Below are 24,934 nucleotides of genomic sequence, written 5' to 3' on the forward strand. Positions count from 1 at the left end.
AGGGTGGTCCCATGCCTGCCAAGGACATCCTCATCGACGCCTACGGCCGCATCCGCGAAGAGGTCCACGCCGCCGTGACCGGGCTCGGCCCCGACGCCCTGAACACCCCTCCGGTCCCGGGCACCAACTCCATCACCTGGCTCGTCTGGCACCTCACCCGGATCCAGGACGACCATGTCGCGGACGCCTTCGGGCTCGACCAGGTGTGGCTCACCCAGGGCTTCGAGAAGCGGTTCGCGCTCGGTCTGCCCCGCCACGACACCGGATACGGCCATACCCCGGAGCAGGTCGCCGGGGTACGGGTCGACTCGGGCCGCCTGCTCACCGGCTACTACGACGCGGTGCACGAGCAGACGCTGGACGCCCTGCGCGCACTGGCCGCCAAGGACCTGGCGCGCGTCGTGGACGAGCGCTGGGATCCGCCGGTGAGCCTGGGGGTGCGCCTGGTCAGCGTCCTGTCCGACGATCTCCAGCACGCCGGACAGGCCGCCTACGTGCGAGGGCTTCTTCAGCGTACGGAGTCGTAACCGGGCAGGACCACGTCCCGGAGCAGGGCGTTGCGCTCGTCGAACGGGAGGAACGCGCTCTTGACGGCGTTGACCGTGACGGTCCGCAGGTCCTCGACGGTCCAGCCGGCCTGCTCCACCAGCAGGGACATCTCACGGGTCATGGTGGTGCCGGAGACGAGCCGGTTGTCGGTGTTGAGGGTGACCCGGAAGCCGAGGTCCTTCAGCGCGGTGACGGGGTGCGTGGCGATCGAAGCGGCGGCGCCCGTCTGGAGGTTGGAGGTGGGGCACATCTCCAGCGCGATCCGGCGGTCGCGGACCCAGCCCGCGAGCCGGCCGAGCTTGCCGTCGACGATGTCCTCGGTGATCCGCACGCCGTGACCGATGCGCTGGGCGCCGCACAGCTGGACGGCCTGGTGGATGCTGGGCAGGCCGTGGGCCTCGCCGGCGTGGATGGTGAAGGGCACGCTCTCGCGGCGCAGGTGCTCGAAGGCGTCCAGGTGGTCGGCGGCGGGGAAGCCGTCCTCGGCACCGGCGATGTCGAAGCCGACGACCCCGGCGTCCCGGAACGCCACCACCAGGTCGGCGATCTCCCGCGTCCGGTCGAACATCCGCATGCCGCACAGCAGCGTCCCGACCCGCACCGGCGTCCCCGCGGCGGCGGCCCCGGCCATGCCGGCCGCGAGGCCCTCCTGCACGGCCTCGACCACCTCGGGCAGGGCCAGTCCGCCCCTCGTCATCAGCTCGGGGGCGTAGCGGACCTCGCCGTAGACGACACCGTCGGCGGCGAGGTCGAGCACGTACTCCTCGGCGGTGCGCAGCAGGCCCTCGCGGGTCTGCATGACGGCGAGGGTGTGCTCGAAGGTGGCTATGTAGCGCACCAGGTCACCGGAGCCGGCGGCCTCGACGTACCAGGCGGCGAGCTCGTCCGGGTCGGTGGTGGGCAGGGTGTGACCGATCGCGTCCGCCAGCTCCACCACGGTGGCGGGACGCAGTCCGCCGTCGAGGTGGTCGTGCAGCACGGCCTTGGGCAGCCGGCGGAGGGTCTCGGTGTCGGGGGTGATGCGGGGCGCGGTCATGGGCGGACGTTCCTCGGCGGTTCGGTATCGGTGGTGAAGTCGGTGTCGGTGGTGAAGTCGGTGTCGGAGTGCGGGGTCAGCCGGCGGGCTGGAGCAGGTCCCAGCGGTTGCCGTAGAGGTCCTGGAAGACGGCGACCGTGCCGTACGGCTCGTGGCGCGGTCTCTCCAGGAAGGTCACGCCCGAGGCCGTCATCCGGGCGTGGTCGCGGTCGAAGTCGTCGGTGTGCAGGAAGAAACCGACGCGCCCACCGGTCTGGTCACCGATCCGGGCACGCTGGTCGTCGCCCTTGGCACGTGCCAGCAGCAGGCCGGTGCCGGCGGCCCCCGCGTCCGGTTCGACGACGACCCAACGGGAGCCGTCGGGCCGGGGCGTGTCCTCGGCCAGGTGGAACCCGAGGGCCTCGGTGTAGAAGCGGATCGCCTCGTCGTAGTCGTCGACGACCAGGGTGACCAGGGCGACACGTCTCATCGGGGCCTCCTTGGAAAAGCGGTGGGTGGGATCGACCGGCAGAGGTTATACGTAAAACGTCGATGTGCGCCAGTCCCGCTCCCGACAACGCCCCGGTCCTGGGTCCGAGGACCTACGACGTCGGTCCGAGGCGCCCGGGCAGGGCGCTCGGCTACCGTCAGCCCATGAAGATCACCGAGCCACCGCAGCGGAGCCGGGAGCAGCGCAGAAGGGATGTCCTGGACCGCCTGGAACGGGAGACGGACATCTGGGTGGCCTCGGCGGACGCCGGGGGACTGCCCTGCCTGGTGCCGCTGTGGTTCATGTGGGACGGCGAGGCCGTCTGGCTGGCGACCCGGCCGGCCGGCCCCACCGGCCGCAATCTGCGGGAGGGCGGCCGGACCCGGCTGGCGTTCGGCGACACGCGGGACGTCGTCCTGATCGACGGCGGGGTGGAGACGTACGACGCGCGGGAGGTGCCGCCGGTGGCGGCGGAGGCGTTCCGGCGGAAGACCGGCTGGGATCCGCGCGTGGACCGGGCCGACTACGCGTTCTTCCGGGTACGCCCCCGGGCGGTGCAGGCCTGGTGCGAGGAACACGAACTGCCGAAGCGGCATCTCATGCGGGACGGAACCTGGCTGGTGTAAGGGGCGTTGTGGCGCCGGACCCGTATCGGCCCTCCTCGCCCCGCACCGGGTTACGGATACACGTACGTGTTGAGGGCGTCGACGGCGGCCGCCGGGTTGCCGAGGTCGTAGCGGTCCACGGCGAGGAAGTTGGGCTTCTTGCGGGCGGCGGGCTGGCAGAACCTGCGGGCACGGTCGGCGAGCTTGCCGTTGTCCGTGCCGGCCGTGCCGGCGACCGGGGCGTCCCGGAAGTGGTTCATGACGAAGAGGGGACGGAACCCCGGCTCGGTGCGGGTGAGCGGGATGTTGGTACCGGCGTCGTACCAACGGCTGTAACAGGACCAGTCGGAGGCGCCGACGCCCGAGCCCATGGACCAGTGGTTCTCGACGGTCCACTCGCGCTGGTACATGACGCCGAAGCTGTCCCGGGTCAGCCCGGTGGACTGGTCGGCGGAGCGGCTGCGGTCACTGAAGATCAGCAGGCGCTTTCCGGCGGCGGTCAGGTCCGCCATCGTCGGCCAGCCGTTCTCCCGTACGCCGGTGCGGTCCGGCCGGTAGAGCACGTCCGACAGGCCGTCGACGCGGGCGAGTTCGGCGCGCAGCACACCCGGGTCGACGTAGTCCTCCAGGAACACGGTGACGACCTGGTCGGGACGGGTCTCGAGGAAGTCGACCATGCGCTGGAGGTCGACCCGGAGCGCGACGGGCCTGCCGACCAGGGTGCAGCTGTTGTGGCAGAGGATCGCGCCGTCCGGGGTCTGATGGATGTCCAGCATGAATCCGCGTACGCCGTCGGCGAGTTGGCGTTCGATGCCGCGCGTCTGGTTGGGGAAGAGGTTGACGAAGGGCGGGGCGAAACCGCCGTCGACTCCGTTGGCGTAGGCGTTGTGCGAGGTGAGGAAGGTGACCTGGTCCAGGGTGCGGCTGCCCTGGGGCGGCATGGGCCGGGTGGCGGGAGAGACCGGGGTGAGATACCAGTGGGCCAGGTCCGGGGAGCCTCCGGCGACGGTGAGTTGGACGGGGTGGTTGGCACCGGAGGGCCTGGGGGCGACCGCGAGACGCCGGTCGGTGCCGGGGACGGCGAGCGTGAACCGGTCGGCAGCGGCGGGGGCGATGACCCAGGCCGCGTCGGCGCCGGCACAGGGGACGGTCCTGGCCCGGTCGCCGGTGCGGCCGAGGCAGGTGCCCGGAACGTCCGCGTTCTCCAGGAGATGGGTGGCACCGTCGGCCCTCAGGTTCCACTGCTGGTGGTCCTCGTTGCCACGGGGCCGGTGCTGTTCGACGGCTCCGGCGTTGTCGGCGGCGTTGAGTCCGGTGGCGGCGCTCTGCACGTAGAAGGTGCCGGGCCCGGGTACCGCGTCGGCCCCGGCGGCGGGGGTGGGCGTCACGGCCGCCGCGACCAGCGCGGTCGTCATGACGGTCGTGGCGAGCAGGGCGTGGGGGGTGCGCATGACGGGTGCCCTTCGGTCCAAAGGACGGCCGCGCGCCGTCCACGTACGCGGGGAACGTGGACGGCACGCGACCGGATCACAGATGGTCAGGGGCATGACATCATGTCCGCCCGTCCTGCGTCAGCAGTACAGGTTGCCGCCGGGTGACGTTCCGAGGATCTGGGTGAACTGCTGGTATTTGGTCACCCTGCTCTGCACCTGCGCGGGGTTGCGGCCGTCGCACTCCAGGGAGCCGTTGATGCTGCGGATCGTCTGGCCGAAACCGGCCTGGTTCACCATGGCGTTGTGGGGGGTCATGGAACCGGGACCGGTCTGGGTGTTCCAGTACCACAGCGCCGTCTTCCAGGCCACGGAGGAGTCGTTCTGCACCAGCCAGGGGTTGCCCAGCAGGTCGAGGCCCAACGCGTCGCCCGCGGCCTTGTAGTTGAAGTTCCAGCTCAGCTGGATCGGCCCGCGACCGTAGTAGGCGGCCTGGCCGGCCGGGCAGCCGTAGGGCCGGTTCCAGTCGCAGTAGTGCGGGTAGTTGGCGGTGTTCTGCTCCACCACGTGGACCAGACCGCCGGTTTCGTGGCCGGCGTTGGCGAGGAAGGCGGCGGCCTCCTGCTTCTTCACCGTGTCGCTGCCCGTGTTGGCGAAGCCGGGGTAGGCGCTCAGGGCGGCGGTGAGACCTCTGTAGGTGTAGAAGGGGTTCCTGTTCGGGAACATCTGGTTGAACTGCGCCTCGGTCACGACGAAGTTGCCGACCGGCGTTCCGGGGCCGTTGTCACAGGAGTACGGCTCCCAGTACCAGGTGCTGATGACGGGGTCGTAGCCCGGGTTGCCGTGCTCGGCGATGTAGGCCCGGCCGTCGGTGTAGCGGACGATGTCACCGGCGTTGTACCACTGCCCGGCCACCCAGTTCGGATAGCTGGAACACGCGGCGGCCGCCGGGGCGGGGGCGGCCGAAGCGGTCGCGGCGGGGAGCAGCACGGGGGCGCCGACGGCGATGACGACGGCAGCCAGGACGGAGGAGATGCGGCGTCTCGTCAAGGGATCAACTCCTTTGCGGGACACGGCCGCTCCCGGGCGACAACATGCCCGAGCGGGGTCTCGCCGCACGCGCCGGCGGAGCCGGCCACGGGGTGGGGGCGGCCGTGGTGGGGGTGTCGGGCACACTCAACCGCATTGGTCTGTACCAGTCAAGGGTGTAGACCGGTCGGACGAACCGGCCCCGCCGCCTCCACCCCGGAAGATCCGCCGAGCCCGTCGCGCACGACGCGCACGAAGGCCTGAAGGCTCGCTCGGCGACTACAGGCATCAACCTCTACACATAAAGGGAAAATAAGCGCAGAATGACCCTGAATGGCGCTTGCCGCATACCACCCCAGAAGCGGTGAGGCCTGTCAGTCGAAGGAGACGACCCATGGCCAACGTCTCGCAGCCCCGTGGTGACATCGCGGGCCACCCCGATGCTCCGGAAATGCAGGCACGGTACGACCGTATGCTCGGCGGTCGTGACGTGGTCCTGGTGGACGGACCGGTGTTCCTGCTCGGCCTCTACTGTGCGGTGTCCCCCTGGATACTCCACTACACGACGAGCCAGCCCGCGCTCGTGCCCCACAACCTGATCGTCGGCATCGCGATCGGCCTGCTCGCCCTCGGCTTCACCGCCGCGCCGGCGCGCATGTACGGCCTCAGCGGAGCCATGTGCGCCCTCGGCGTGTGGATGATCGTCTCGCCGTGGATCGTCGGTACCGATCCGGACGCGGGCGTCATCTGGAACAACATCATCATCGGTGCCCTGACCCTGGCGCTCGGCGTCATGTGCGCCGTCACGGCGTCCAGGAGCGCCCCGAGGACCTGAGGTCGTTCGTTCGGATCAGGCCGCCGGACCAGGGAGCGGGGTGCGGTGCCGGATCCCGTCGGCCCGGCGTGATCCAAACGACAGGCCCGGGATCCCTGCAGGGCATTTCGGGAAGGGAGCCGTCGGGCCGGGCCGCGTCCACCGCGGCCCGGCCTTTCCCTGTCTGGGCCCGGGCATCGGGGGACTGCCCCCGCCGGCTGTGGGCACAAGCTCTGCAGCGGAGGTTCCCGGAAGGAGGGGCGAGATGGAAGTCGGCGGCGTCATCAGTGCCATCGTCATCGGCATAGTCATCGGCGTTCTGGGCCGACTCGTGGTCCCGGGCCGCCAGCGCATCGGCGTTCTGTGGACGATTCTCGTCGGAATCGTCGCCGCGCTCATCGGCTCGGCGATCGCCGCGGCGTTCGGAGTGGCCGACACCAAGGGCGTCGACTGGGTCGAGTGGCTCATCCAGATCGGCCTCGCCGCCTTCGGTGTGGCCGCGCTGGACCGGGTGAAGGCCCGCCGCTGACGCCAAGGACCGTCGGCACGGGCAAGCACGTACGGGCGGGCGGACGGACACGGACGGACGAGGGAACCACGGGTCCGGGAGAGGTCCGGTGGGAGGCACCACGAGGGTGCGGCCACCGGCCCCGTTCACACGCCCACAAAAACAGGCCTGCGAGGACCGGGATGCCCGGACCGGGCGACAGGGCGGCGTCGCGTCCGAACGATGCCCGTGCGCAGGGTGGCGTCGACCTGCTCCCCGCGAGAGAGGCCACACCATGGTCGTGAAGGACACGGAACTGCCCTGCCTGCGCCGCTGCGTGGAACTGGCCGGCGAGGCACTGGCGGCCGGGGACGAGCCGTTCGGTTCGGTCCTGGTGGCAGGCGACGGCACCGTCCTCGCCGAGGACCGCAACCGGGTGGCCTCCGGGGACCGTACCCGGCACCCCGAGTTCGAACTGGCGCGCTGGGCGGCGGCCCGGATGACACCCGGGGAGCGGGCCTCCGCCACCGTGTACACCTCCGGCGAACACTGCCCGATGTGCGCCGCCGCACACGCCTGGGTGGGCCTCGGCCGGATCGTGTACGTCGCCTCCTCCGCCCAGCTGGGGTCCTGGCTCGCCGAGCTGGGCGTGCCCGCGCCGCCGGTACGGACACTGCCCGTGAAGGAGATCGCCCCCGGCCTGAGCGTGGAAGGGCCCGTCCCCGAGCTGACGGAGGCTGTGCGGGAACTGCATTACAGGTTCCACCGTGCGGGCGGCTGACCGGTGACCGGGGGCGGGGGTACCGCCGACGGGCGGTGTCCCTCCGGCCGCAGCCCGGGCCCCGGCCGGGAGCGGCGGTGCAGGGCGGCCCCGCCGGGGAAGAGCACCGCTCCGGCGGCGAGGACCGGGAGTGGCTGGTCCACGGCCGTTTCGGCGGGGGTGCTCGAGCCGACGGGGGCGGCGGCGTGCGGCCCGGGGGCCGGGGCGGGCGGGGAGCGGTCCGGTCGGCTCGGGCGCCGGTGCCGCCGGGCTCGTCCTTCGAGGTGTTCGTGGATTCGTTGCCGACGGCGGGGTTGCCCACACCGCCACGTTCACACCGTTCCCACTCACGTTGACGGAAAGGTCGACGGGCAGCTGCACCCCGTTGCCGGACACCACTCCCGGGGAGCCCCGCTTGCCGCGGTCGGCTGCGGCACCGCCCGAGGACCCGTGGGCCCCCTCGTGCCCGCCCCGCTCGTCCGCCCCCTCGTTGACCGCAGGTGTCGCCCGCGGCCGGGTTGGGGTGGCCCACCACGTTCACCGTGTTCCCGCAGGCGTTCACCGGGGTGTGCACCGGGAGCTGGACGGTGTTCCCTGCGACCGCCCCGGGGGGCGGCCCGCCGTTCACTCCGTGGAGCGCCCGCCGTTCGGACCCGGGTACCGGTCGCCGAACAGACGCGTGCCGCTGAGGGCTCCGGAGTACCGGGCCGGGCGCCGCGGAACACCTCCGGCCGACAGGCGCGGCCGACGAGCCCCCCGTATCGTGATCGAGGGCGTCGGTTCCCGGTCCGCTGTGGGGCGCCCCTGGAGGCATCGATGCCGGTCAAGCTCTCCATGCGACTTTCGTTCCGACGCTGCGCGGTCACCGGAGCGGTCGGGCTGGCCCTGCTGGGCGCGGGGCTCCCGGCGGCCGCCGACGACGACAGGGGCCTCGAGCGGTTCCACGACCAGAAGATCACGTGGTCGGCGTGCGAGGGCACGGACCTGCCCGAGGACCTGCAGTGCGGGAAGATGACCGTCCCGGTCGACTACGCCGACCCGGGCAAGGGCGCCCTCGACCTGGCCCTCGCCCGTTACCGCGGCACGGGTGAGCCCCGCGGCTCGGTGGTGCTGAACTTCGGCGGACCGGGCGGCTCGGGCGTGCTCGGACTCGCCCACGGCGGCAAGGAGTTCATGGGCCTCACCGACGAGTACGACGTGGTGTCCTTCGACCCGCGCGGCGTCGGCCGCTCCTCACCGGTCAGCTGCGGCACGGAGGCCACCGGTCAGGCGCTGGAGGCCACCGGCGGCGGCGACATGTCCGATCCGCGGAAGACGCTGGCCCAGCTGCGCGAGGTGGCCGCCGAGTGCGCCGAGCACTCGGGCCCGGTCCTGCCGCACATCGGTACCGTGAACGTCGCACGCGACCTGGACGTCATGCGGCAGGTGCTCGGCGACGAGAAGCTCAACTACCTGGGGTTCTCCTACGGAACCCGGCTGGCCGCGGTGTACGCGGCCCGGTTCCCCGAAAAGGTGGGCCGGTTCGTGCTGGACGGGGTGGACACGCTGACCGATCCGCTGGCGGAACAGGGGCTGGCGAGCGTACGGGGCCAGCAGACCGCTCTCGAGCACTTCCTGACCTGGTGCACCGAGGACATCGCCTGCCCGTTCAGCCAGGACCCGCGCGGGGCAAGGGAGTTGGTCGTGAAACTGGTCAACTCCCTCGACGAGGACCCCGTACCGACGGACTTCGGCTACGAGTTCACCGGCCAGGACCTCGCGGTCGCCCTGGGCCAGGGCCTCTACAGCAAAGAACTGTGGCCCTTGCTGCAGCGGGCTCTCGCGGAGCTGATGGAGGACGGGGACACCCGCGGGGTGGAGGCCTTCGCCACCGGCGGGGTGAGGCTCCCCCTGCCGCACCGCGCCGACGATCCGCTCGTCGACGAGGAGGAGGTGCCCCTGGACAACCTGCCGGCCGCGCTGATGGCGGTGAACTGCGCGGACGATCCCGACCGCCCGGCCGCCGAGCAGGTGACCCGGGACCTCGCCCGGCTGCGCACCGCATACGAGGAGGCCTCGCCGGTCTTCGGCCGCTACCGGCTCGCCCAGGTCCTGATGTGCCACGGCCGTCCCGAGGGGACCGACTTCATCCGCGAGGAGGTCAAGGACCTCGACACGCCGAAGATGCTGCTGGTCGGCACCCGGGGCGACCCGGCCACACCGTACCGGTGGACGGTGGAGACGGCCGAGCGGCTCGGCCCGTCCGCGGTGGTGCTGGACAACCGGGGCGAGGGTCACACCGGCTACGGATCGTCCGAATGCGTCCATCGCGCGGTCGACGACTTCCTTCTCTACGGCACCCTGCCGCCCAGCGGCAGCTCCTGCGGCGGCGAGGAGGACACCCGCCCGTGAGCCCACACCCGGACGGCGCAACAATGCCCCAAATGCCCTATCCGCGATTCGGCTCTATGGTGCTGTCATGGAGCACGATCTGAGTCCCACGACCCTTGCCGGACTTCGCCGCCCGCGCCCCTACCCCGCGGTGTCGGTGCTGACACCGACGCACCGGCGCGAGCCCCTCAACGCCCAGGATCCGGTCCGGCTGCGCAATGTGGTGGCCAGGGCCAAGAAACAGCTGGAAGCCGATCCCGCGGTCACCAGGGACCGGCGCGGAGAGGTGGAACTGCAGCTCGACCAGGCCCTGACCGAGGTCGATCTGACGCACGCCGAGGACGGCCTGGTCATCTTCGCCGCTCCGGGCGAGCACCAGGTGTGGTCGCTCGCCCGTCCGGTGCCGGAGCGTGTGGTGCTCTCGGACACCTTCCTCACCCGCAACCTGGTGTCCGCCCACAGGGCGGAGCGCCCCTTCTGGGTGCTGTCCGTCTCCCCGGACCGGGTCACGCTGTGGAACGGCGGCGCGGACCGGGTCACCGAGGAACTCGCCGGAGGCTTCCCGCTGACCCGGACCGAGGAGAACTTCGACCCCGAGCGTCTGGAGCGGGTCGGCGATCAGCCGAGCGCCTTCCGGGACGAAGGCACTCGGCGGTTCCTGCGCGACGCCGACACCGCGATGGCCGCCGTTCTGCGCGGGCGTCCGCGGCCCCTGTACGTCACCGGGGAGCCTGCGGCGCTGTCCCTGCTGGGCGAGACCGGCAGCGTGACCCGGGACGCGGTGCACGTCCAGCACGGCGGTCTCGCGCACGGCACGCCCGACGCGGTGTGGCAGGCCCTGCGCCCCGCGCTCGAGAGCGAGGCCCGCAAGAGCGCGGAGGCCGTCGTCGGGGCACTGGAGACGGCACGCGGACGCAAGAGGTTCGCGGCCGGGGTCGACGAACTGTGGCGGAACACCCGGGACGGCCGGGTCCAACTACTGGCCGTCGAGGAGAACTTCCGGGTGACGGTGCGCGAGGCGGGCGAGCATCTGGTCGCCGCCGAGCCCGGCGACATGGACGCCCTCGAGGACATCGTGGACGAGCTGGTCGAGCAGTGCCTGGAGACGGGAGCCGAGGTCCGCTTCGTCCCGGACGGCACTCTCGGGGACGCGGACCGGATCGCGGGCGTACTGCGGTACTGAGGGGCGTCCGCGGGCGGCGGGCCCCAGGGGGTGTCGCGCGACCTGCCGGGAGGAGCCCGCTGCCCGTCCCGGGGCGCCCGGCCAAAATCCGGTCGGACGCCCCGGGACGGAGACCGTAGAGATCGCTTCCGCAAACGAACACCCATCCGTCGAACATGCGCACGTGCGGGAAACGCAGATCGTGACCCTCATCAAGTTGCATACTGTCCATGGGAGTTGACCGAACATCCCGACGCCCGGCACATACCCTTGAGTAATCCCGCGAAGACGGTGACATATGCCAAGGGCACGGCCTCAAGGTGTCTTGCCGAATCCCTTACAGGGCATGGCGGGCTGTGCAACAGTCGTAACGGTCCCTCCGTCCGACCCTGGCCCGAACCGTCCCACATCGGAGTGCCGTCATGCCGCCCCACCTCTCCGCGGACCGCTCAGCAGCCCAGCCGCCAGGACGCGGCCCGGTCGACGCGCTCATCTCGCAGACCCGGCGGCTCAAGGGCGATGTGGACGCCGTGCGGCGCGGCACCCCGGCGGACACCTCGGACCCGCGGGACCGCTGGCAGCGCGCCCTGTACGACCTGGCGCTGCACCAGCTCGACGAGCTGGACGAGCACTTGGCGCAGTTGCGGGACGGCCCGCTGCCCGTCCCCGCGCCGGCCGCTTCCGCCGGGCCGGCCCTGTGTCCCACCACGGCGCCCGCGCCGAGGCAGGACGCCCTGCTCAGCCGGGTCGGCAGTGCCGAGTGGAACCTGCTGACGGACGAGGCCAGTTGGTCCGGCGAGCTGTACCGCATCCTGGACCGCGACCCGGCCACCCCGCCGCTCACCCTCGACGAACTGCCGTCGCTGGTGCACGACGAGGACCGGCCGAGGCTGACGGCAATGGTCACGGGCTGTCTCGTCGACGCCCGGCCCATCGACGGGGAGTTCCGGCTGATACGCCCGGACGGCAGCGTCCGGACCGTGCACATGATGGGCGAACCGGTCCTCGGGACCGACGGCAGCACCGCCTCGATGTGGGCCGTGCTGCGGGACGTCAGCGAACTGCGCCGGTGCCGACGGGCGGTCAGTGAGACCCGTGACTCGCTGCACCACCGGGGACAGGACGCGGCGCGGACCGAGCACCGGCTCGCGGGCGAGCTGCAGGAAGCCGTGCTGCCCGCGTGGCGCGGCTCCCTGCGGCTCCCGCGAAGGGGGCCCCGGGCCCTCGACGTCGCAGCCCGGCACCTCCCGTCGGCGACGGGCGCGGCAGCCGGCAGGGACTGGTACGACGCCCTCGAACTGCCCGACGGCACCACCCTGCTCAGTGTCGGAGGGCTGACCGGGCAGGGCGTCGGCGTGGCCTCGGGCATGTCGATGCTGCTCGGTGCCATGCGCGGCATGGCGATGTCCGGCACCGAGCCCGGACCTCTGATGACCTGCCTCAACCGGTTACTGGACGCCACCGGGCAGGCCGCCCTCGGCAGCGGCCTCTGTCTGCGCTACCGGCCCGAGAGCCGCTCCCTGGCGTGGGCGCAGGCCGGACACCCCGTCCCGCTGCTGTTCCGCGGCGGAACGGGGCGCGCGCTGGACGCCCCGGGCGGCGTCCGGCTGGGTGTCGCCCCGGCAGCTCCCTACGGGCAGGCCGAGGAGACCCTCGAGGCCGGCGATCTGCTGCTGCTGTACACCGACGGGCTGGTGCCCGGACGGTCCGGGGCCGCATCCGTGCGCCGGCTGGCCGGCCTGGCACCACAGTTCACGGAGAGCCGTACCGCGCAGGACTGCCTGCTGGCCGTCCTGCGGGAGTTCGGGGACAGAGGACGCGAGGACGATGCCTGTGTGCTCGTCGCCCGGGTGGCCTCGTAGGACTCAGAGGGCTCGTACCACCTCGTACGCCCCGTGGGTGGAGCGACCCGGTCCGCCTACGCCCGTGCGCTGTCGCCCCCCTTGCCCCTGGGGTTCGGCAGGGCCACCCTGATCTCCTCCCGCAGTTCCTGGATCCTGGGATACGAGGAGTACTCGGCGGTGAGCCGGTACATCTCGCGCAGCCGGTCCCAGGTGCGGCGCGAGGAGTTGGAGCCCATGGACATCAGCGCGAGCCGCGCGTACCGGTCGGCCTGTTCCGGATCGTCGGCGATGAAGCAGGCGGAGGCCATGGAGAGATGGTCGAAGATCTTCGACCGCTCCCGGCCGTCGATGCGCAGGGACAGCGCCTTCTCCGCGTAGTGCTGGGCGTGCACCGCCGCATCCGGTTCGAACTCGGCCAGCGTGCGGTAGGCCAGGGCGTGCATGCCGTACAGATCCTCGTCCTTGAAGATCTGCATCCAGTCCGGCGGCTCCCGGTCCCTCCCCCGGTCGGAGACGAACAGGTCCTCGGCCCGGCCCAGGGTGCGGCGCATCGCCTGTCCCCTGCCCATGGACGCCTGCGCCCAGGCCTCGATGGTGTGGAACATCGCGCGGGTGCGCGGCAGTACTTCCTCACCCGAGCCCGAGTGGGCGAGTTTCAGCAGGTCCAGGGCGTCGTCGGGCCGGCCCAGGTGAACCATCTGGCGGGCCGCGCGGGACAGTGCCTCCCCCGCGCGCGGCCGGTCACCGCCCTCCCTGGCGGCGTGCGTGGCGATGACGAAGTACTTCTGCGCCGTGGGTTCCAGGCCTACGTCGTGCGACATCCACCCGGCGAGGACGGCGAGGTTGGCGGCGACGCCCCACAGGCGCCGCTGGAGATGAGGTGGGTGGTGGTAGGCGAGCATGCCGCCCACCTCGTTGAGCTGGCCGACCACCGCCTTGCGCTGGAGGCCGCCGCCCCGGGCGGCGTCCCAGGCGCGGAACACCTCCACGGAGCGTTCGAGTCCCTCGATCTCCTGGGACCCGATGGGGGCGGCCTCGTAGCGGTCGATTCCGGCGGCGTCGGCGTGCGCCGGGCGGTCGGGTCGGTGAGCCTCTGCGGTCAGGGCGGGGTCGGTGTGCAGCCAGTCGTGCATGGCGCCGGTGAGTGCGGATCCCGCGGCGAGCGCGGCGCCCGCGCCCACTAGGCCTCGTCGGTTGAGCATGAGGTCCATTCCCGTGAATTCGGTGAGGACCTCGGCTGTCCGCTCGGGCGCCCACGGCACTCCGTCGGGATGTTCCGTCTTCCCGCCGCTCTGCCGTTTCCCCGTACGCCCGTGCCGGACCAGACCGAGATCCTCGATGGTCACGACACGGCCGAGACGCTCGGTGAACAGGGCCGCCAGCACCCGCGGTACGGGATCGCGCGGGATCTCTCCCGTGTCGATCCACCGCCGCACCCGGGAGGTGTCGGTCGCCAGCTGGGGATGGCCCATGGCCGCCGCCTGCCGGTTGACCAGCCTCGCGAGTTCGCCCTTGGACCAGCCGGCCAGGCCGAACAGGTCCGAGAGCCGGGTGTTGGGTTGTCCGCTCACGTCAAGCCCCCAGGTTCTCGGCTGAGTTGACAGTAGCCCGGTGAAAGATGCCGGGCGACTATTCGCCAGGGTTCGCCAGGGTCCGCCAGATGGTGTGCCAGGGGTCGACGGGTGTCGAGTAGGAATGCGCCACCACGACCCGGTCTCCGCCGGGGCATTCCCCAGGATGCGCCTGGGCGACCGGGCCGTGTGGTGCGCTGACGTCGCAGGCACACGAAGGGATCTGTATCGCCCATGTACGCAGCATCGTCCTCCGTGTCCGCACCGCCCCGGCCGCTCCGCCCGCGTTCGTCGGACAGCGGCCCCTACCTCGCCCCCGCGCGCCAGGCGGCCCCCGTGCTCGGTGCGGGCAGGACACGGCGCGCCCCGGGTGTCGGCCCCCAGCAGCTCAGCGGGCGGCTCGACCTCTCCGGCCCCCAGGGCGCCCAGTTACGCTCGGCGATCGCGTCGGTGCACCGCATCTGCCCGGAGTTCGCGCCGGCCCAGGTGCTGCGCCGCAGTGGCCGGTCCGTTCTCCTGGTGGGTACGACAGGCCGGAGCACCGCGGTGGCCAAATGCTTAACGGACCACTCGCCCGCCTGGTCCGAGCGGTTCCGGCACGAGATAGCGGTCTACCGCTCGTTCGTCCGGCACCGCCCGCCGGCGCGGGCGCCCCGGCTGATCGCGGCGGACCCGGACAACTGCACCCTGGTCATCGAGCGGATGCCCGGCAGGGTGGCGGCCCTGCAACGGCACCCGGTGGAGGCACCGCCGCGGGCGGACATCAGGGCGGCACTCGGCGCGATCTGCCGGTTGAACGCGTGGCGCCCGCCCGCCGGTACGTTCGACTCCCCGCTGGACTACGCGGCGCGCATCGCCCGCTACCACGAGCTGGGGCTTCTCACCGACCGGGACATGGATGACCTGCAGAAGCTGCTGCACGGCATCGCGCAGGCTGCCGGGCGCCAGGGCATGGGCCAGTTCTGTCACGGCGACGCGCTGCTCTCCAACATCCTGATCTCGCCGGCCGGTCCCGTGCTGGTGGACTGGGAGCACGCGGGCTGGTACCTGCCGGGCTACGACCTGGCGACGCTGTGGGCGGTCCTCGGGGACGCGCCGGTGGCGCGCCGGCAGATCAGCCAGATCGCGCAGTCGGCGGGCCCTGCCTCACGCGACGCGTTCCTCGTGAACCTGATGCTGGTGCTGACGCGTGAGATCCGCACCTACGAGACGGCCGTACAGCGTTCGATGCACGAGCCCCCTGCGGCGCCGAACGCGGCCCAGCGGGGCGCGCTGCCGTCCGGCGAGGAGCAGCGGCTGCTGCTGCGGCGACTGCACGACGACTGCCAGATGGCCCGCAAGGCCGTGCGCGCGGCAGTCGGCACGCGCTGACCCTCCGGGGACGTGTGAAGGCCTGCGGTGCTTCCCGTACCGGGAAGCACCGCAGGCCTTCACACGTCCCCGGCGCGTCCCCCGCCGGTTTCCGGGCCGCCGCCACGAAAGTCCCGTGAACCCCGGATGACAGGGCAATTGCACCCCTTCTGGGCATGATTGACGGGTCATCGGCCGACCGGTGGCACAGTCGCTCCCGCAGGCCCCGTACGAGTCACCCGCCCGGTCCTACGGCTCGCACGGCCCGCCCCGCCCGGTCGTCCCAGGAGACGCGTTGCGAGGATCCCCCACCCGTCCCGGCCGTGCGCCGGCCGTCGGTGCCCGCCGCGGGCCGGGTGGTGACTCCGAGGAAGGGTCCGGGCTCCGTGCCGGTGTACGGACGCGCCTACCCGGAGGGGATACCCGCACAGGAGGTGTCCCCTCTGCCGTACACGCTGCCGAGGGGTTGGCAGTACGTCACCGGGGGCGGGGTGCACGGTGAGTACCTGTACGCGGTGGCCTTCGACCGGTCCTCGCACCAGGTGATCAGGGGCAGGGAGCCGTACACCAGATCCGGTTCGGCCACCGGGTCGCCCTCGTGCGGGCGGCGGGCGTGACGGTGGAGCAGGCGTAGCGGCGGCCGTCCCCGGCACCCGGTTGCGGCCCTCGTTCCCGGCGCTCTGTCTCCCGCCGGCGGGCGGGGCCGGTCAGCCCTGCTGGAACAGTTCGGCGGGCAGCGGCTTGAGGAGGGTGTACAGGTCGTCGGTGATGGGACGGTCCCAGGCTGCGATGGTGACCAGCACGTTGTCGCTGCGGTCGAACTGCACACAGGAGATCCGGCTCTCGGAGAGCTTCACCCGGCGCACGATGAGCAGGTTGTCACCCTGCATGACGGGCACGTCCTCGGTGCCGACGACGGTGACCTCCTCGTCGTTCTCCAGCGCCAGCAGCAGCTGCGCGACCTCGAAGGGGACCTCGCCCTCGGAAACCTCGCGGGCCGGGGAGCCCTCCGGCAGATTGCCGATGATCATCGCGGGGCCGCGACCGCCGAACAGGTCGTAGCGCAGGAAGACGCCCTGGCAGGTACCGTCAGGGGCGGGCAGCAGTCCGGCGCCCAGATTCCCGGGCCAGTCGCCCGGGTCCATGGCCAGGACGTCGAAGTCGGGTCCGGCGGGAGTGGCGCTGCGGCGGCGGAGGAACGACATGCCGCCATGGTACGTGCCCGGACCCGCGGGCGGACGGCCGGGCAACCCCGCCACGCCACCCCGTCGGGCCTGTGGCCGACGTGGTGCCCGGCTCCCTCTGGACTACTCCTGCGGGGGCGTCGGCGGAACCACCGCGACGGGGCTCGCCGCGTGGAGCAGGACGGCCTGGGTGACGGAGCCCATCATGCGGGCCGGTGCCAGCAGGCGTCGCCGGTGGCGTCCCAGGACGACCAGGTCTGCGCCCTCGGAGGCCTCGACCAGGTGCCCGGCGGCGTCCCCGGGCAGCACCCGGACCTCGGCGGTGACCTCGGGGTGCCGTTCGCGGTGCGGGGCGAGGAAGCCATCGGCGAGGACGCGGGCCTCGTGCTCGACGGCGCCCTGGTCGATCTGCGGGGCGGGCATCTCCCCCGGCAGTATCCAGGTCTGCAGGGGCCACGGATAGGCGGCCACGACCCGGACCACGGCGCCGCGCAGGGCAGCCTCACGGAAGGCGAAGGCGAGGGTGGCCTCGTCGGGGCTGTCGACGTTCACGCCGACGACGACCCCGAAACCGGCTCCGGCGGGCTCGGCGGGCTCGGCGGGCGTGTGGGCGTCCCGTCCGGGCCGGGGCACCACGACGACGGGGCATTCGGCGTCCCGGGCCGCGGCAAGGGAGTTGGAGCCGAGCAGCAGGCTGGCGAAGCCGCCGCGGCCCCGGGAGCCGAGCACCAGCAGTTGCGCGGTGGACCCCAGTTCGGGCAGGACGGCACCGGGAGCGCCGTCCAGGGCTGCGAAGTCGACGGCTGGAAGGCCGGTCCGTCCCTCCAGCCGGCCGCGGACCAAACCGATGACCGGGTCGTCCTCGGGGGCGGGCGGTCCGGCGGGCCCCTCGTCGGGCCGGCCCCAGAGGGCGTACTGACGTACGTGCGCCACCCGCAGCGGAGCCTGGCGCCGGTGTGCGGCGTCGAGGGCCCACTCCAGGGCGCGCAGGCTGTCGTCCGAACCGTCGACCGCCGCGACGACCGGCTGGGTGCTCATGGGGTTCCTCACTTCCGGACCACGGCCCTCACGTTTCCCGGGCCGGCCTGGCTCAGGGCCCGGTCCCGGAAGGGTATCCCTGGTCATGTGTCCAGAAGATCGGCGGCGACACCTGTCCGGCGGCCCTTCCGCTCACCGGCCGGCAGGCCCGGGCGCGTGCGCCGCGAAGCCGTACGCCCCGGCTCACGTCAGGTCGAACTCCCCCTCCCGGGCTCCCGACACGAAGGCGCCCCATTCGGCCGGGGTGAAGATCAGGGAAGGGCTCTGTGGGCGGCCGCTGTTCCGCATGGCGATGAAGCCCTCCACGAAGGCGATCTGGACATCTCCCAGACCCCGGCTGCCTGACTGCCACTGTGCGTTGCTCAGATCCAGGTCGGGCTTGTCCCAGCCGGTGAGCGGTCGTTGCTGGGTGGTGCTTTCGGCCACGTCCGTGCTCCTCCCGATTTCCGTCGTCCGCGGCCAGCCTAGCCATCGGTTCCGGCCGCCGACAGGTCATGTGAGGGGTCCCTTTCCACCAGGTGACACGGGCGGGTCAGGAGGCCGGGGCTCGCCGCCTACCAGCCGCACGGGTGGGAGAGGACACCGCCGGACACGTGGACGTGCGGGTTGCCGCGGATTTCGGCGTCTTCCCACCCGGCGGGCGGGAAGACGCGTCCGGACGAGGTCGGGCGGCCCCTCGGGTTCCGTCCGGATGCGGCAGTGGCGCAGGTCCGGACGGGCACGGCGCGACCGTCACCGGACAACGGGTTCCGGGCCGCGGAGTTCGGTCCGCGGGCTCCGGAGCGCGCGGCTGAACGCACGATGACGTGCGAACGTACTGGTGGTGGCAGGCCCGTGCGCGGGCCCGGTGTGCCATGCCCTCGTAGTACCGCACGGAAGGACCCCGGGTGCAGCTCTTCACACGCTCCCGTCAGCTGTCGGACCACACCGGGAGCGGAGCGGACCCGGCCGACGGCCCGACCGGAACCACTGACCGCACCACCGCCCCCACCGACACGCCCGGGTCCTCCGAGAAGACCCCCGACGGCCCGGCAGCCACGCGACGGGACCGCTGGCGCCGCGACCACCCCCGCGCGGCCCGTGCTGTCACCGTCGGGACGACCGTCCTGGCCGGAACGCTGCTGTTGTTCGCGCTCCTCGTACCGAACCGCGTGGAGCGGCTGTCCCCCGAGGTGTTCTTCCGCATCCCGGCCGAGGGCGTCCTGCTGGCGACGCTGCTGCTCGCGCTGCCGCCGAGGCCCCGGCGGATCACGGCGGTGGTCTCGGGCGTCCTCCTCGGTCTGTTCACCGTCCTCAAGATGGTGGACATGGGGTTCCACCAGGTACTGGCCCGGCCGTTCGACCTGGTGCTCGACTGGATCCTGTTCGACGACGCGGCCGAGTTCGTCCGGGAGTCGTTCGGCCGGGGCGGACAGATCCTCGCCGTGATCGGCGTGATCGTCCTGTTCGTCGCCCTGCTGGTACTGATGACGCTGGCGGCGGTGCGGATCACGAACCTGATGGTCCGCCACCGTGCGTCCGCCGCCCGCACCACCCTGGTCCTCGGCGTCGCATGGATCACCTGTGTCACCCTGGGCGTGCAGATCACCGGTGTCCCGCTCGCCACCAAGGGCAACGCGGAGATGCTGGCCAACCGCCTGGAGCAGGTGCGAGCAGGGCTCAGGGACGCACGGGTCTTCGAGCAGCAGGCCGCCGTCGACGCCTTCGCGGACACGCCGCCGGACCAGTTGTTCACCGGGCTGCGCGGCAAGGACGTCCTGTTCACCTTCATCGAGAGCTACGGCCGGGTCGCGATCGACGATCCCGCGATGGCGGAGCCGATCGACGCGGTACTGAAGGAGGGCACCGGTTCCCTGAAGGCCGCCGGTTTCGAGTCGCGCAGCGGCTGGCTCAGGTCGCCGGTGACGGGCGCGGGCAGCTGGCTCGCCCACTCCACCTTCCTGTCCGGCCTGTGGATCAAGAACCAGCAGCGTTACCGCAGCCTCACCACCAGCGACCGCATGACCCTCACCAACTACTTCCGCAAGACCGGCGACTGGCGCACCGTCGGCATCGTGCCCGGGGTACGGCGGGCCTGGCCGGAGGGCAGGTACTTCGGCCTGGACCACATCTACGACTCCGAGCACCTCGGCTACCGGGGCCCGTACTTCAGCTGGACGCCGGTGCCCGACCAGTTCAGCATGGAGGCCTTCGAGCGTCTGGAGCACGGCAGGGAGGACCGTGAGCCGATCATGGCGGAGATCATCCTCGCCTCCAGCCACAACCCGTGGTCCCCCAACGCCCGCATGATCGACTGGGACGACCTCGGCGACGGCTCCGTGTTCCACGAGATCAAGAAGGAGGGCACCGACCCCGCGGAGGTCTGGCAGGACCCGGAGAAGGTGCGCACCGAGTACCGCAAGTCCATCGAGTACTCGCTGCGCAGCCTGACCGAGTGGATGGAGCGGTACGGCGACGAGGACACGGTCCTGGTCTTTCTCGGCGACCACCAGCCGGTGCCGGCCGTCACCGCCGGCAGCACCGACAAGGATGTGCCGGTCACCATCGTCGCCCGCGACGAGGAGGTCCTGGACCGGGTGGCCGACTGGAACTGGACCGACGGCCTCAAGCCCGCGTCCGACGCCCCGGCCTGGGGCATGGACGAGTTCCGCGACCGCTTCATGACCGCGTACGGGCCACGGGGCGGCAAGAGCGGCGGTGGAAACCGTATCGGGAGCGGCGGCCCGTCCGGCCCCACCGGCTGAGCGCAGGGCCCCCGGCCCCGTCCCGCGCCCCTCCCCCTCCCCCTCCCGTTCACGGCGTCCCCGACGCGCGGAAGAAGTACGCACCGGACCTTGCCCTGGGCGGGGTCGGGCTGGCGCCGAGGCCCGGCCGGACGCGGCCGCCGCCACCCGCGCGGCGGCGGCCCGGTCCGTCGGGACGGCCGTGAAGGACGGTATCGGGGTGTCGGTCGGGGTGGAGATCGTCGATCCGGAGACGCTGGAGCGCTCGGTGGGCAGGATCCCGCGCATCGTGGACCTCCGACCGCACCACTCCGCACCACTCCGCACCGCTCCGCGCCGGTCCACGCCGGGCCGGGCACCGCGCTCACCCGGTGAAGCGGTCGCGCAGCTCCCGTTTGAGGATCTTCCCACTGGCGTTGCGCGGCAGCTCGTCCACGAACAGCACCCTCTTGGGCGCCTTGAAGGACGAGAGCCGCTCGCGCGCGTGCGCGATCAGTTCCTCCTCCGTCGTCCCGCCGCGCGCGACGACGACCGCCGTGACGGCCTCCACCCAGCGGTCGTCGGGAAGGCCGATCACGGCCGTCTCGGCGACCGCCTCGTGCGTGTACAGCGCGTCCTCGACCTCCCGCGAGGCGACCAGGACGCCACCGGAGTTGATGACGTCCTTCACCCGGTCGACGATCGTGAAGTAGCCGTGGGCGTCCCGCACCGCGAGGTCCCCGGAGTGGAACCAGCCGTCCCGGAAGGCCTCGGCGGTCTCCTCGGGCTTGTCCCAGTACCCCTCGCACAGCTGCGGCGACCGGTAGACGATCTCACCGGGTGTCCCGTCGGGTACGTCCTTGCCGTCCTCGTCGGCCACCCGCGCGTCCACGAACAGCACGGGCCGCCCGCAGGAGTCCATGCGCCCCTTGTGCTCGTCGGGGGCGAGGACGGTCGCCAGCGGGCCGATCTCGCTCTGCCCGAAGCAGTTGTAGACGGCCAGGTCCGGCAGCCGCCGGGTCAGCCGCTCCAGGACCGGCACCGGCATGATCGACGCCCCGTAGTACGCCTTGCGCAGTCCGCTCAGGTCCCGGGTCGCGAAGTCGGGGCGGTCGGTCAGGCCGATCCAGACCGTGGGCGGGGCGAACAGGCTGTCCGCGCGGCCCGCCTCGACGAGGTCGAGGATCCGGTCCCCGTCGGGCGCGTCGAGGATGACGTTGGTCGCCCCGACCGCGAGGTAGGGCAGCAGGAAGACGTGCATCTGCGCCGAGTGGTAGAGCGGCAGCGCGTGCACGGGGAGGTCGCCCGCCTGGAGGTCGAGAGCGGTGATGGCGCTCAGGTACTCGTGCACCAGGGCACGGTGGGTCATCATCGCGCCCTTGGGCCGGGCGGTGGTGCCGGAGGTGTAGAGCAGCTGCACCAGATCCTCGGAGCGCGGCTCGGGGCCGTCGTAGGAGGGTGCCTCGGCCAGCAGGTCGAGCAGCGAGCCGTCGGCGTCGCGCAGGGGCAGCGTCCGTACGCCCTCCGGGAGCCGCCCGGCGAGGCCGGGGTCGGCGAGGACCAGGCCGCTGCCGGACTGGCCGACGAGGTAGGCGAGGTCGTCGCCGGTCAGGTTCTGGTTGACGGGTACGTGCACCAGGCCGGCGCGGGCGCAGGCGAGGAAGCCGATCAGGTAGGCGTCGGAGTTGTGTCCGTAGGCGCCGACCCGGTCGCCGGGGGACGGTCCCGCGCCGAGCAGGACGCTCGCCGCGCGGGAGACGGCGGTGTCGAGCTCTTCGTACGTCCAGGTGCGGTCGCCGTACTCGACGGCGATCCGTGCCGGGGTGCGGCGGGCGCTGCGTCGCAGGAGTCCGTCAACCGTGCTGGCGTGTCCGGGCGTCATGGAAGTCGATCCTCGGTTCACCGGCCGGGGAGGTCAAGACACCGGGCCGGTCGGCGGCAGGCCGTGCGAACGGCCCGGCTCACGACCCCGACCGGTGAGGATGCCCACTGTTACCCTCAACCGCCCTTTCCCCCAGTGATGTCGGGAGGCACGATGCGTTTACGTCCGAGACGTTCGGCCGTCGCGGCTGTGACCCTGTTGACCATGGGTGCCACGCTGCCGGCCGTTGCCGCCGAGCAGCCGGGCCGTCAGGAACATCCGTCCCACCGCGGCCTGTCCGCCGTGGTCCGCTACACCGAGCACGGTATTGCGCACATCGTCGCGAAGGACTACGCGAACCTCGGCTTCGGCAACGGCTGGGCGCAGGCCGCCGACCAGGTGTGCACGCTGGCCGACGGTTTCGTGACGGTCCGCGGAGACCGCTCGCGGTTCTTCGGGCCGAACGCCGCGCCCGGCTTCTCGTTGTCCTCGGCCGGCACCAACCTCTCCAGTGACCTGTACTTCCGGGGGGTGCGGGAGGCCGGCACGGTGGAGAAGCTGCTCGCGCGGCCCGCGCCGAGTGGGCCGAGCCGTTCGGTGAAGGAGCTGATGCGGGGCTTCGCGGCCGGGTACAACGCCTGGCTGAAGCAGAACCGGATCACCGACCCGGCCTGCCGCAACGCCGACTGGGTGCGGCCGGTGACCACGCTGGACGTGGCCGCGCGGGGATTCGCGATCGCCGTGCTCGGCGGACAGGGGCGGGCCGTGGACGGCATCACGGCCGCCCGGCCTCCGGCTTCGGCCGGGCCGGGTGCGGCGGAGGGTTCACGCTCCCCGGCGGGGGCGGCTCCGTCACCCCCGCCCGAGGCGGCCGCGCGGGCCGCTGGTGAGCTGTTCGCCACCGACAGCGCCGACATGGGCTCCAACGCGGTCGCCTTCAGCGGTGGTACCACGGCGAACGGACGCGGCCTGCTGCTCGGCAACCCGCACTATCCCTGGCAGGGCGGCCGCCGGTTCTGGCAGTCGCAGCAGACCATCCCCGGCGAGCTGAACGTGGCGGGCGGTTCCCTTCTCGGCACGGTGGCCGTGTCCATAGGCCACAACGCGCACGTGGCGTGGAGCCACACCGTCGCCACCGGTGTCACGCTCAACCTCCATCAGCTGACGCTCGACCCGGCCGACCCGACGGTCTATCTGGTCGACGGCAAACGGGAACGGATGCGCAAACGCACGGTCACGGTGCCGGTGGCGAACGGCGCCCCGGTGACCCGCAGCCAGTGGTGGACCCGCCACGGCCCCGTCGTCACCTCGCTCGGTGCCTCGCTTCCCCTGCCCTGGACGGGCACCACGGCGTACGCGCTGAACGATCCCAACGCCGCCAACCTGCGTGCCGCCGACACCGGACTGGGCTTCAGCCGGGCTCGCGGCACCGACGACGTCCTCACCACACTGCGCCGCACCCAGGGGCTGCCCTGGGTCAACACGATCGCCGCCGACTCCCGGGGCCGCACCCTGTTCACCCAGTCGCAGGTGCTTCCCCGCATCACCGACGAACTCGCGCAGCGCTGTTCGACGGCGCTCGGCCGGGCCACCTACCCCTCGTCGGGGCTCGCGGTCCTGGACGGTTCACGCGGGGACTGCGCCCTCGGCCGTGACCGGGACGCCGTGCAGCCGGGCATCTTCGGCCAGTCCCGGATGCCCACCCTGAAGGACTCGCCGTACGCGGAGAACTCCAACGACAGTGCGTGGCTGTCCAACGCCGACCGGCCGCTGACCGGCTACGAGCGGGTCTTCGGCACGATCGGCACCGAACGCTCGACGCGCACCCGGGGCGCCCTGGAGGACGTCGCCGCGATGGCGGACCGGGGCGGCCTGACCGTACGGGACCTCGAGCGGCAGCAGTTCGCCAACCGGGTGCCCGCGGCCGACCTCGCCGGCGACGACGTGGCGAAGGCCTGCACCGCACTGCCGGACGGCACCGCTCGGGGCACGGACGGCAAGGAGGTGGACGTACGGCAGGCGTGTGCAGTGCTCGCCGGGTGGGACCGCACCATGGACACCGGCAGCCGGGGCGCACTGCTCTTCGACCGGTTCTGGCGAAGGCTCACGGCGGCGGCCCCGGGGGCGCGGCTGTGGAAGGTACCGTTCTCGGCCGACGATCCGGTCCGTACCCCGCGCGGTCTCGACACCGCCCTTCCCGCCTTCGCCACGGCCCTCGCGGACACCGTCACCGAGCTGCGGGCGGCGGGCATCGCGCTCGGTTCCCGGCTCGGTGAGCACCAGTTCGTGGAGCGTGGCGGCAAGCGGATCGCCGTGCCCGGCGGTACGGAGTCGCTGGGCGTCTGGAACAAGGTCGAGGCACGGTGGGACCCGGCCCGCGGGTACACCGAGGTGTCGACCGGGTCCAGCTACGTCCAGGCCGTCGGCTGGGACGGCAGCGGGTGCCCGGTGGCCCGGACGCTGCTGACGTACTCCCAGTCGTCGAACCCGAACTCGCCGTACTCCAGCGACCAGACGCGGCTGTTCTCGGGTGAGCGGTGGGTGACGTCCCGCTTCTGCGAGAAGGACATCCGGTCCTCGCCGGAGCTGAGGGTGGTCCGCGTGCGCGAGCGTTGATCCGCACGGGTCCCGCCCGGTGGTGAGCGGTCGTCACACCGGGCGGGACCCGGCTCC

21 protein-coding genes and 2 pseudogenes are annotated in these 24,934 nt (G+C 72.1%); 13 read left to right on the forward strand and 10 right to left on the reverse strand.

What is annotated here, in order from left to right:
- Window positions 1–11 precede the first annotated feature (11 nt).
- Window positions 12–527 carry a mycothiol transferase gene (locus ACWZEH_RS01845; protein ID WP_456195195.1) on the forward strand — a complete coding sequence of 172 codons (516 nt, stop codon included), beginning with the start codon at window positions 12–14 and terminating at the stop codon, window positions 525–527.
- Here the strand turns inward: ACWZEH_RS01845 and ACWZEH_RS01850 are convergent.
- Both ACWZEH_RS01850 and ACWZEH_RS01855 read right to left on the reverse strand, forming a co-directional pair.
- A complete protein-coding gene (locus ACWZEH_RS01850) occupies window positions 509–1,585 on the reverse strand; it encodes an adenosine deaminase (protein WP_456195196.1) in 1,077 nt (358 codons plus the stop codon). The genes ACWZEH_RS01845 and ACWZEH_RS01850 overlap by 19 nt on opposite strands.
- Window positions 1,586–1,661: 76 nt before the next feature.
- Window positions 1,662–2,054 carry a VOC family protein gene (locus ACWZEH_RS01855; protein WP_456195197.1) on the reverse strand — a complete coding sequence of 131 codons (393 nt, stop codon included), beginning with the start codon at window positions 2,052–2,054 and terminating at the stop codon, window positions 1,662–1,664.
- Window positions 2,055–2,218: 164 nt separating this feature from the next.
- Between ACWZEH_RS01855 and ACWZEH_RS01860 the strand changes: the two genes are divergently transcribed.
- Complete coding sequence (locus ACWZEH_RS01860) at window positions 2,219–2,680, forward strand: pyridoxamine 5'-phosphate oxidase family protein (RefSeq protein WP_456195198.1); 462 nt, start codon at window positions 2,219–2,221, stop codon at window positions 2,678–2,680.
- A 50-nt stretch (window positions 2,681–2,730) separates the two neighbouring features.
- On the opposite strand, the gene ACWZEH_RS01865 is transcribed toward ACWZEH_RS01860, so the two are convergent.
- Entirely contained in the window at window positions 2,731–4,110 is a 1,380-nt protein-coding gene (locus ACWZEH_RS01865) for a phosphoinositide-specific phospholipase C-related protein (protein WP_456195199.1), read from the reverse strand.
- Between the two features lie 120 nt (window positions 4,111–4,230).
- Entirely contained in the window at window positions 4,231–5,139 is a 909-nt protein-coding gene (locus tag ACWZEH_RS01870) for a glycoside hydrolase family 19 protein (RefSeq protein WP_456195200.1), read from the reverse strand.
- 373 nt (window positions 5,140–5,512) lie between these two features.
- Between ACWZEH_RS01870 and ACWZEH_RS01875 the strand changes: the two genes are divergently transcribed.
- From ACWZEH_RS01875 to ACWZEH_RS01885, 3 genes are all read left to right on the forward strand, one after another.
- Window positions 5,513–5,953 (forward strand): SPW repeat protein, encoded by a 441-nt coding sequence (locus ACWZEH_RS01875; RefSeq protein ID WP_456195201.1) that lies wholly within the window; start codon window positions 5,513–5,515, stop codon window positions 5,951–5,953.
- Between the two features lie 244 nt (window positions 5,954–6,197).
- Window positions 6,198–6,461, forward strand: coding sequence for a GlsB/YeaQ/YmgE family stress response membrane protein (locus tag ACWZEH_RS01880; protein ID WP_456195202.1), 264 nt, complete (start codon window positions 6,198–6,200; stop codon window positions 6,459–6,461).
- A gap of 253 nt (window positions 6,462–6,714) precedes the next feature.
- Window positions 6,715–7,200: a nucleoside deaminase gene (locus tag ACWZEH_RS01885; RefSeq protein WP_456195203.1), complete on the forward strand. Its 486-nt coding sequence runs from the start codon at window positions 6,715–6,717 to the stop codon at window positions 7,198–7,200.
- 526 nt (window positions 7,201–7,726) lie between these two features.
- Here ACWZEH_RS01885 and ACWZEH_RS01890 read toward each other — a convergent pair.
- Window positions 7,727–7,993: pseudogene (locus ACWZEH_RS01890) on the reverse strand (chaplin family protein); the annotation flags it as partial.
- A gap of 2 nt (window positions 7,994–7,995) precedes the next feature.
- Between ACWZEH_RS01890 and ACWZEH_RS01895 the strand changes: the two are divergent.
- The 3 genes from ACWZEH_RS01895 to ACWZEH_RS01905 all read left to right on the forward strand — a co-directional run bounded on the left by ACWZEH_RS01895 (window position 7,996) and on the right by ACWZEH_RS01905 (window position 12,573).
- On the forward strand, window positions 7,996–9,570 hold the full coding sequence (locus tag ACWZEH_RS01895; RefSeq protein ID WP_456195204.1) for an alpha/beta hydrolase: 1,575 nt from the start codon (window positions 7,996–7,998) through the stop codon (window positions 9,568–9,570).
- A 67-nt stretch (window positions 9,571–9,637) separates the two neighbouring features.
- Window positions 9,638–10,732 (forward strand): baeRF3 domain-containing protein, encoded by a 1,095-nt coding sequence (locus tag ACWZEH_RS01900; RefSeq protein WP_456195205.1) that lies wholly within the window; start codon window positions 9,638–9,640, stop codon window positions 10,730–10,732.
- Between the two features lie 401 nt (window positions 10,733–11,133).
- A complete protein-coding gene (locus tag ACWZEH_RS01905; RefSeq protein ID WP_456195206.1) occupies window positions 11,134–12,573 on the forward strand; it encodes a PP2C family protein-serine/threonine phosphatase in 1,440 nt (479 codons plus the stop codon).
- 56 nt (window positions 12,574–12,629) lie between these two features.
- Here the strand turns inward: ACWZEH_RS01905 and ACWZEH_RS01910 are convergent, their stop codons facing one another.
- Window positions 12,630–14,126: a DNA-binding protein NsdB gene (locus ACWZEH_RS01910; protein ID WP_456195207.1), complete on the reverse strand. Its 1,497-nt coding sequence runs from the start codon at window positions 14,124–14,126 to the stop codon at window positions 12,630–12,632.
- A 234-nt stretch (window positions 14,127–14,360) separates the two neighbouring features.
- Between ACWZEH_RS01910 and ACWZEH_RS01915 the strand changes: the two genes are divergently transcribed.
- A complete protein-coding gene (locus tag ACWZEH_RS01915; protein WP_456195208.1) occupies window positions 14,361–15,497 on the forward strand; it encodes an aminoglycoside phosphotransferase family protein in 1,137 nt (378 codons plus the stop codon).
- Between the two features lie 365 nt (window positions 15,498–15,862).
- Complete coding sequence (locus ACWZEH_RS01920; protein ID WP_456195209.1) at window positions 15,863–16,093, forward strand: hypothetical protein; 231 nt, start codon at window positions 15,863–15,865, stop codon at window positions 16,091–16,093.
- A gap of 90 nt (window positions 16,094–16,183) precedes the next feature.
- On the opposite strand, the gene ACWZEH_RS01925 is transcribed toward ACWZEH_RS01920, so the two are convergent.
- The 3 genes from ACWZEH_RS01925 to ACWZEH_RS01935 all read right to left on the reverse strand — a co-directional run bounded on the left by ACWZEH_RS01925 (window position 16,184) and on the right by ACWZEH_RS01935 (window position 18,124).
- Entirely contained in the window at window positions 16,184–16,681 is a 498-nt protein-coding gene (locus ACWZEH_RS01925) for a hypothetical protein (RefSeq protein ID WP_456195210.1), read from the reverse strand.
- A 102-nt stretch (window positions 16,682–16,783) separates the two neighbouring features.
- Complete coding sequence (locus ACWZEH_RS01930; RefSeq protein WP_456195211.1) at window positions 16,784–17,698, reverse strand: universal stress protein; 915 nt, start codon at window positions 17,696–17,698, stop codon at window positions 16,784–16,786.
- A gap of 183 nt (window positions 17,699–17,881) precedes the next feature.
- Window positions 17,882–18,124: a DUF397 domain-containing protein gene (locus tag ACWZEH_RS01935; RefSeq protein WP_456195212.1), complete on the reverse strand. Its 243-nt coding sequence runs from the start codon at window positions 18,122–18,124 to the stop codon at window positions 17,882–17,884.
- Between the two features lie 461 nt (window positions 18,125–18,585).
- Between ACWZEH_RS01935 and ACWZEH_RS01940 the strand changes: the two genes are divergently transcribed.
- Both ACWZEH_RS01940 and ACWZEH_RS01945 read left to right on the forward strand, forming a co-directional pair.
- The gene (locus tag ACWZEH_RS01940; protein ID WP_456195213.1) at window positions 18,586–20,442 is read left to right on the forward strand and encodes an alkaline phosphatase family protein; all 1,857 of its coding nucleotides are present in this window, start codon (window positions 18,586–18,588) and stop codon (window positions 20,440–20,442) included.
- 115 nt (window positions 20,443–20,557) lie between these two features.
- A pseudogene (locus ACWZEH_RS01945) lies at window positions 20,558–20,722 on the forward strand (acyl-CoA synthetase family protein); the annotation flags it as partial.
- 63 nt (window positions 20,723–20,785) lie between these two features.
- Here ACWZEH_RS01945 and ACWZEH_RS01950 read toward each other — a convergent pair.
- Window positions 20,786–22,282, reverse strand: coding sequence for an acyl-CoA synthetase (locus tag ACWZEH_RS01950; protein ID WP_456195214.1), 1,497 nt, complete (start codon window positions 22,280–22,282; stop codon window positions 20,786–20,788).
- Window positions 22,283–22,435: 153 nt separating this feature from the next.
- Here ACWZEH_RS01950 and ACWZEH_RS01955 point away from each other — a divergent pair, with 153 nt between their 5' ends.
- A complete protein-coding gene (locus ACWZEH_RS01955; RefSeq protein ID WP_456200022.1) occupies window positions 22,436–24,877 on the forward strand; it encodes a penicillin acylase family protein in 2,442 nt (813 codons plus the stop codon).
- The last annotated feature ends 57 nt before the right edge of the window (window positions 24,878–24,934 follow it).

It is taken from the genome of Streptomyces yamdrokensis, from assembly GCF_053890455.1.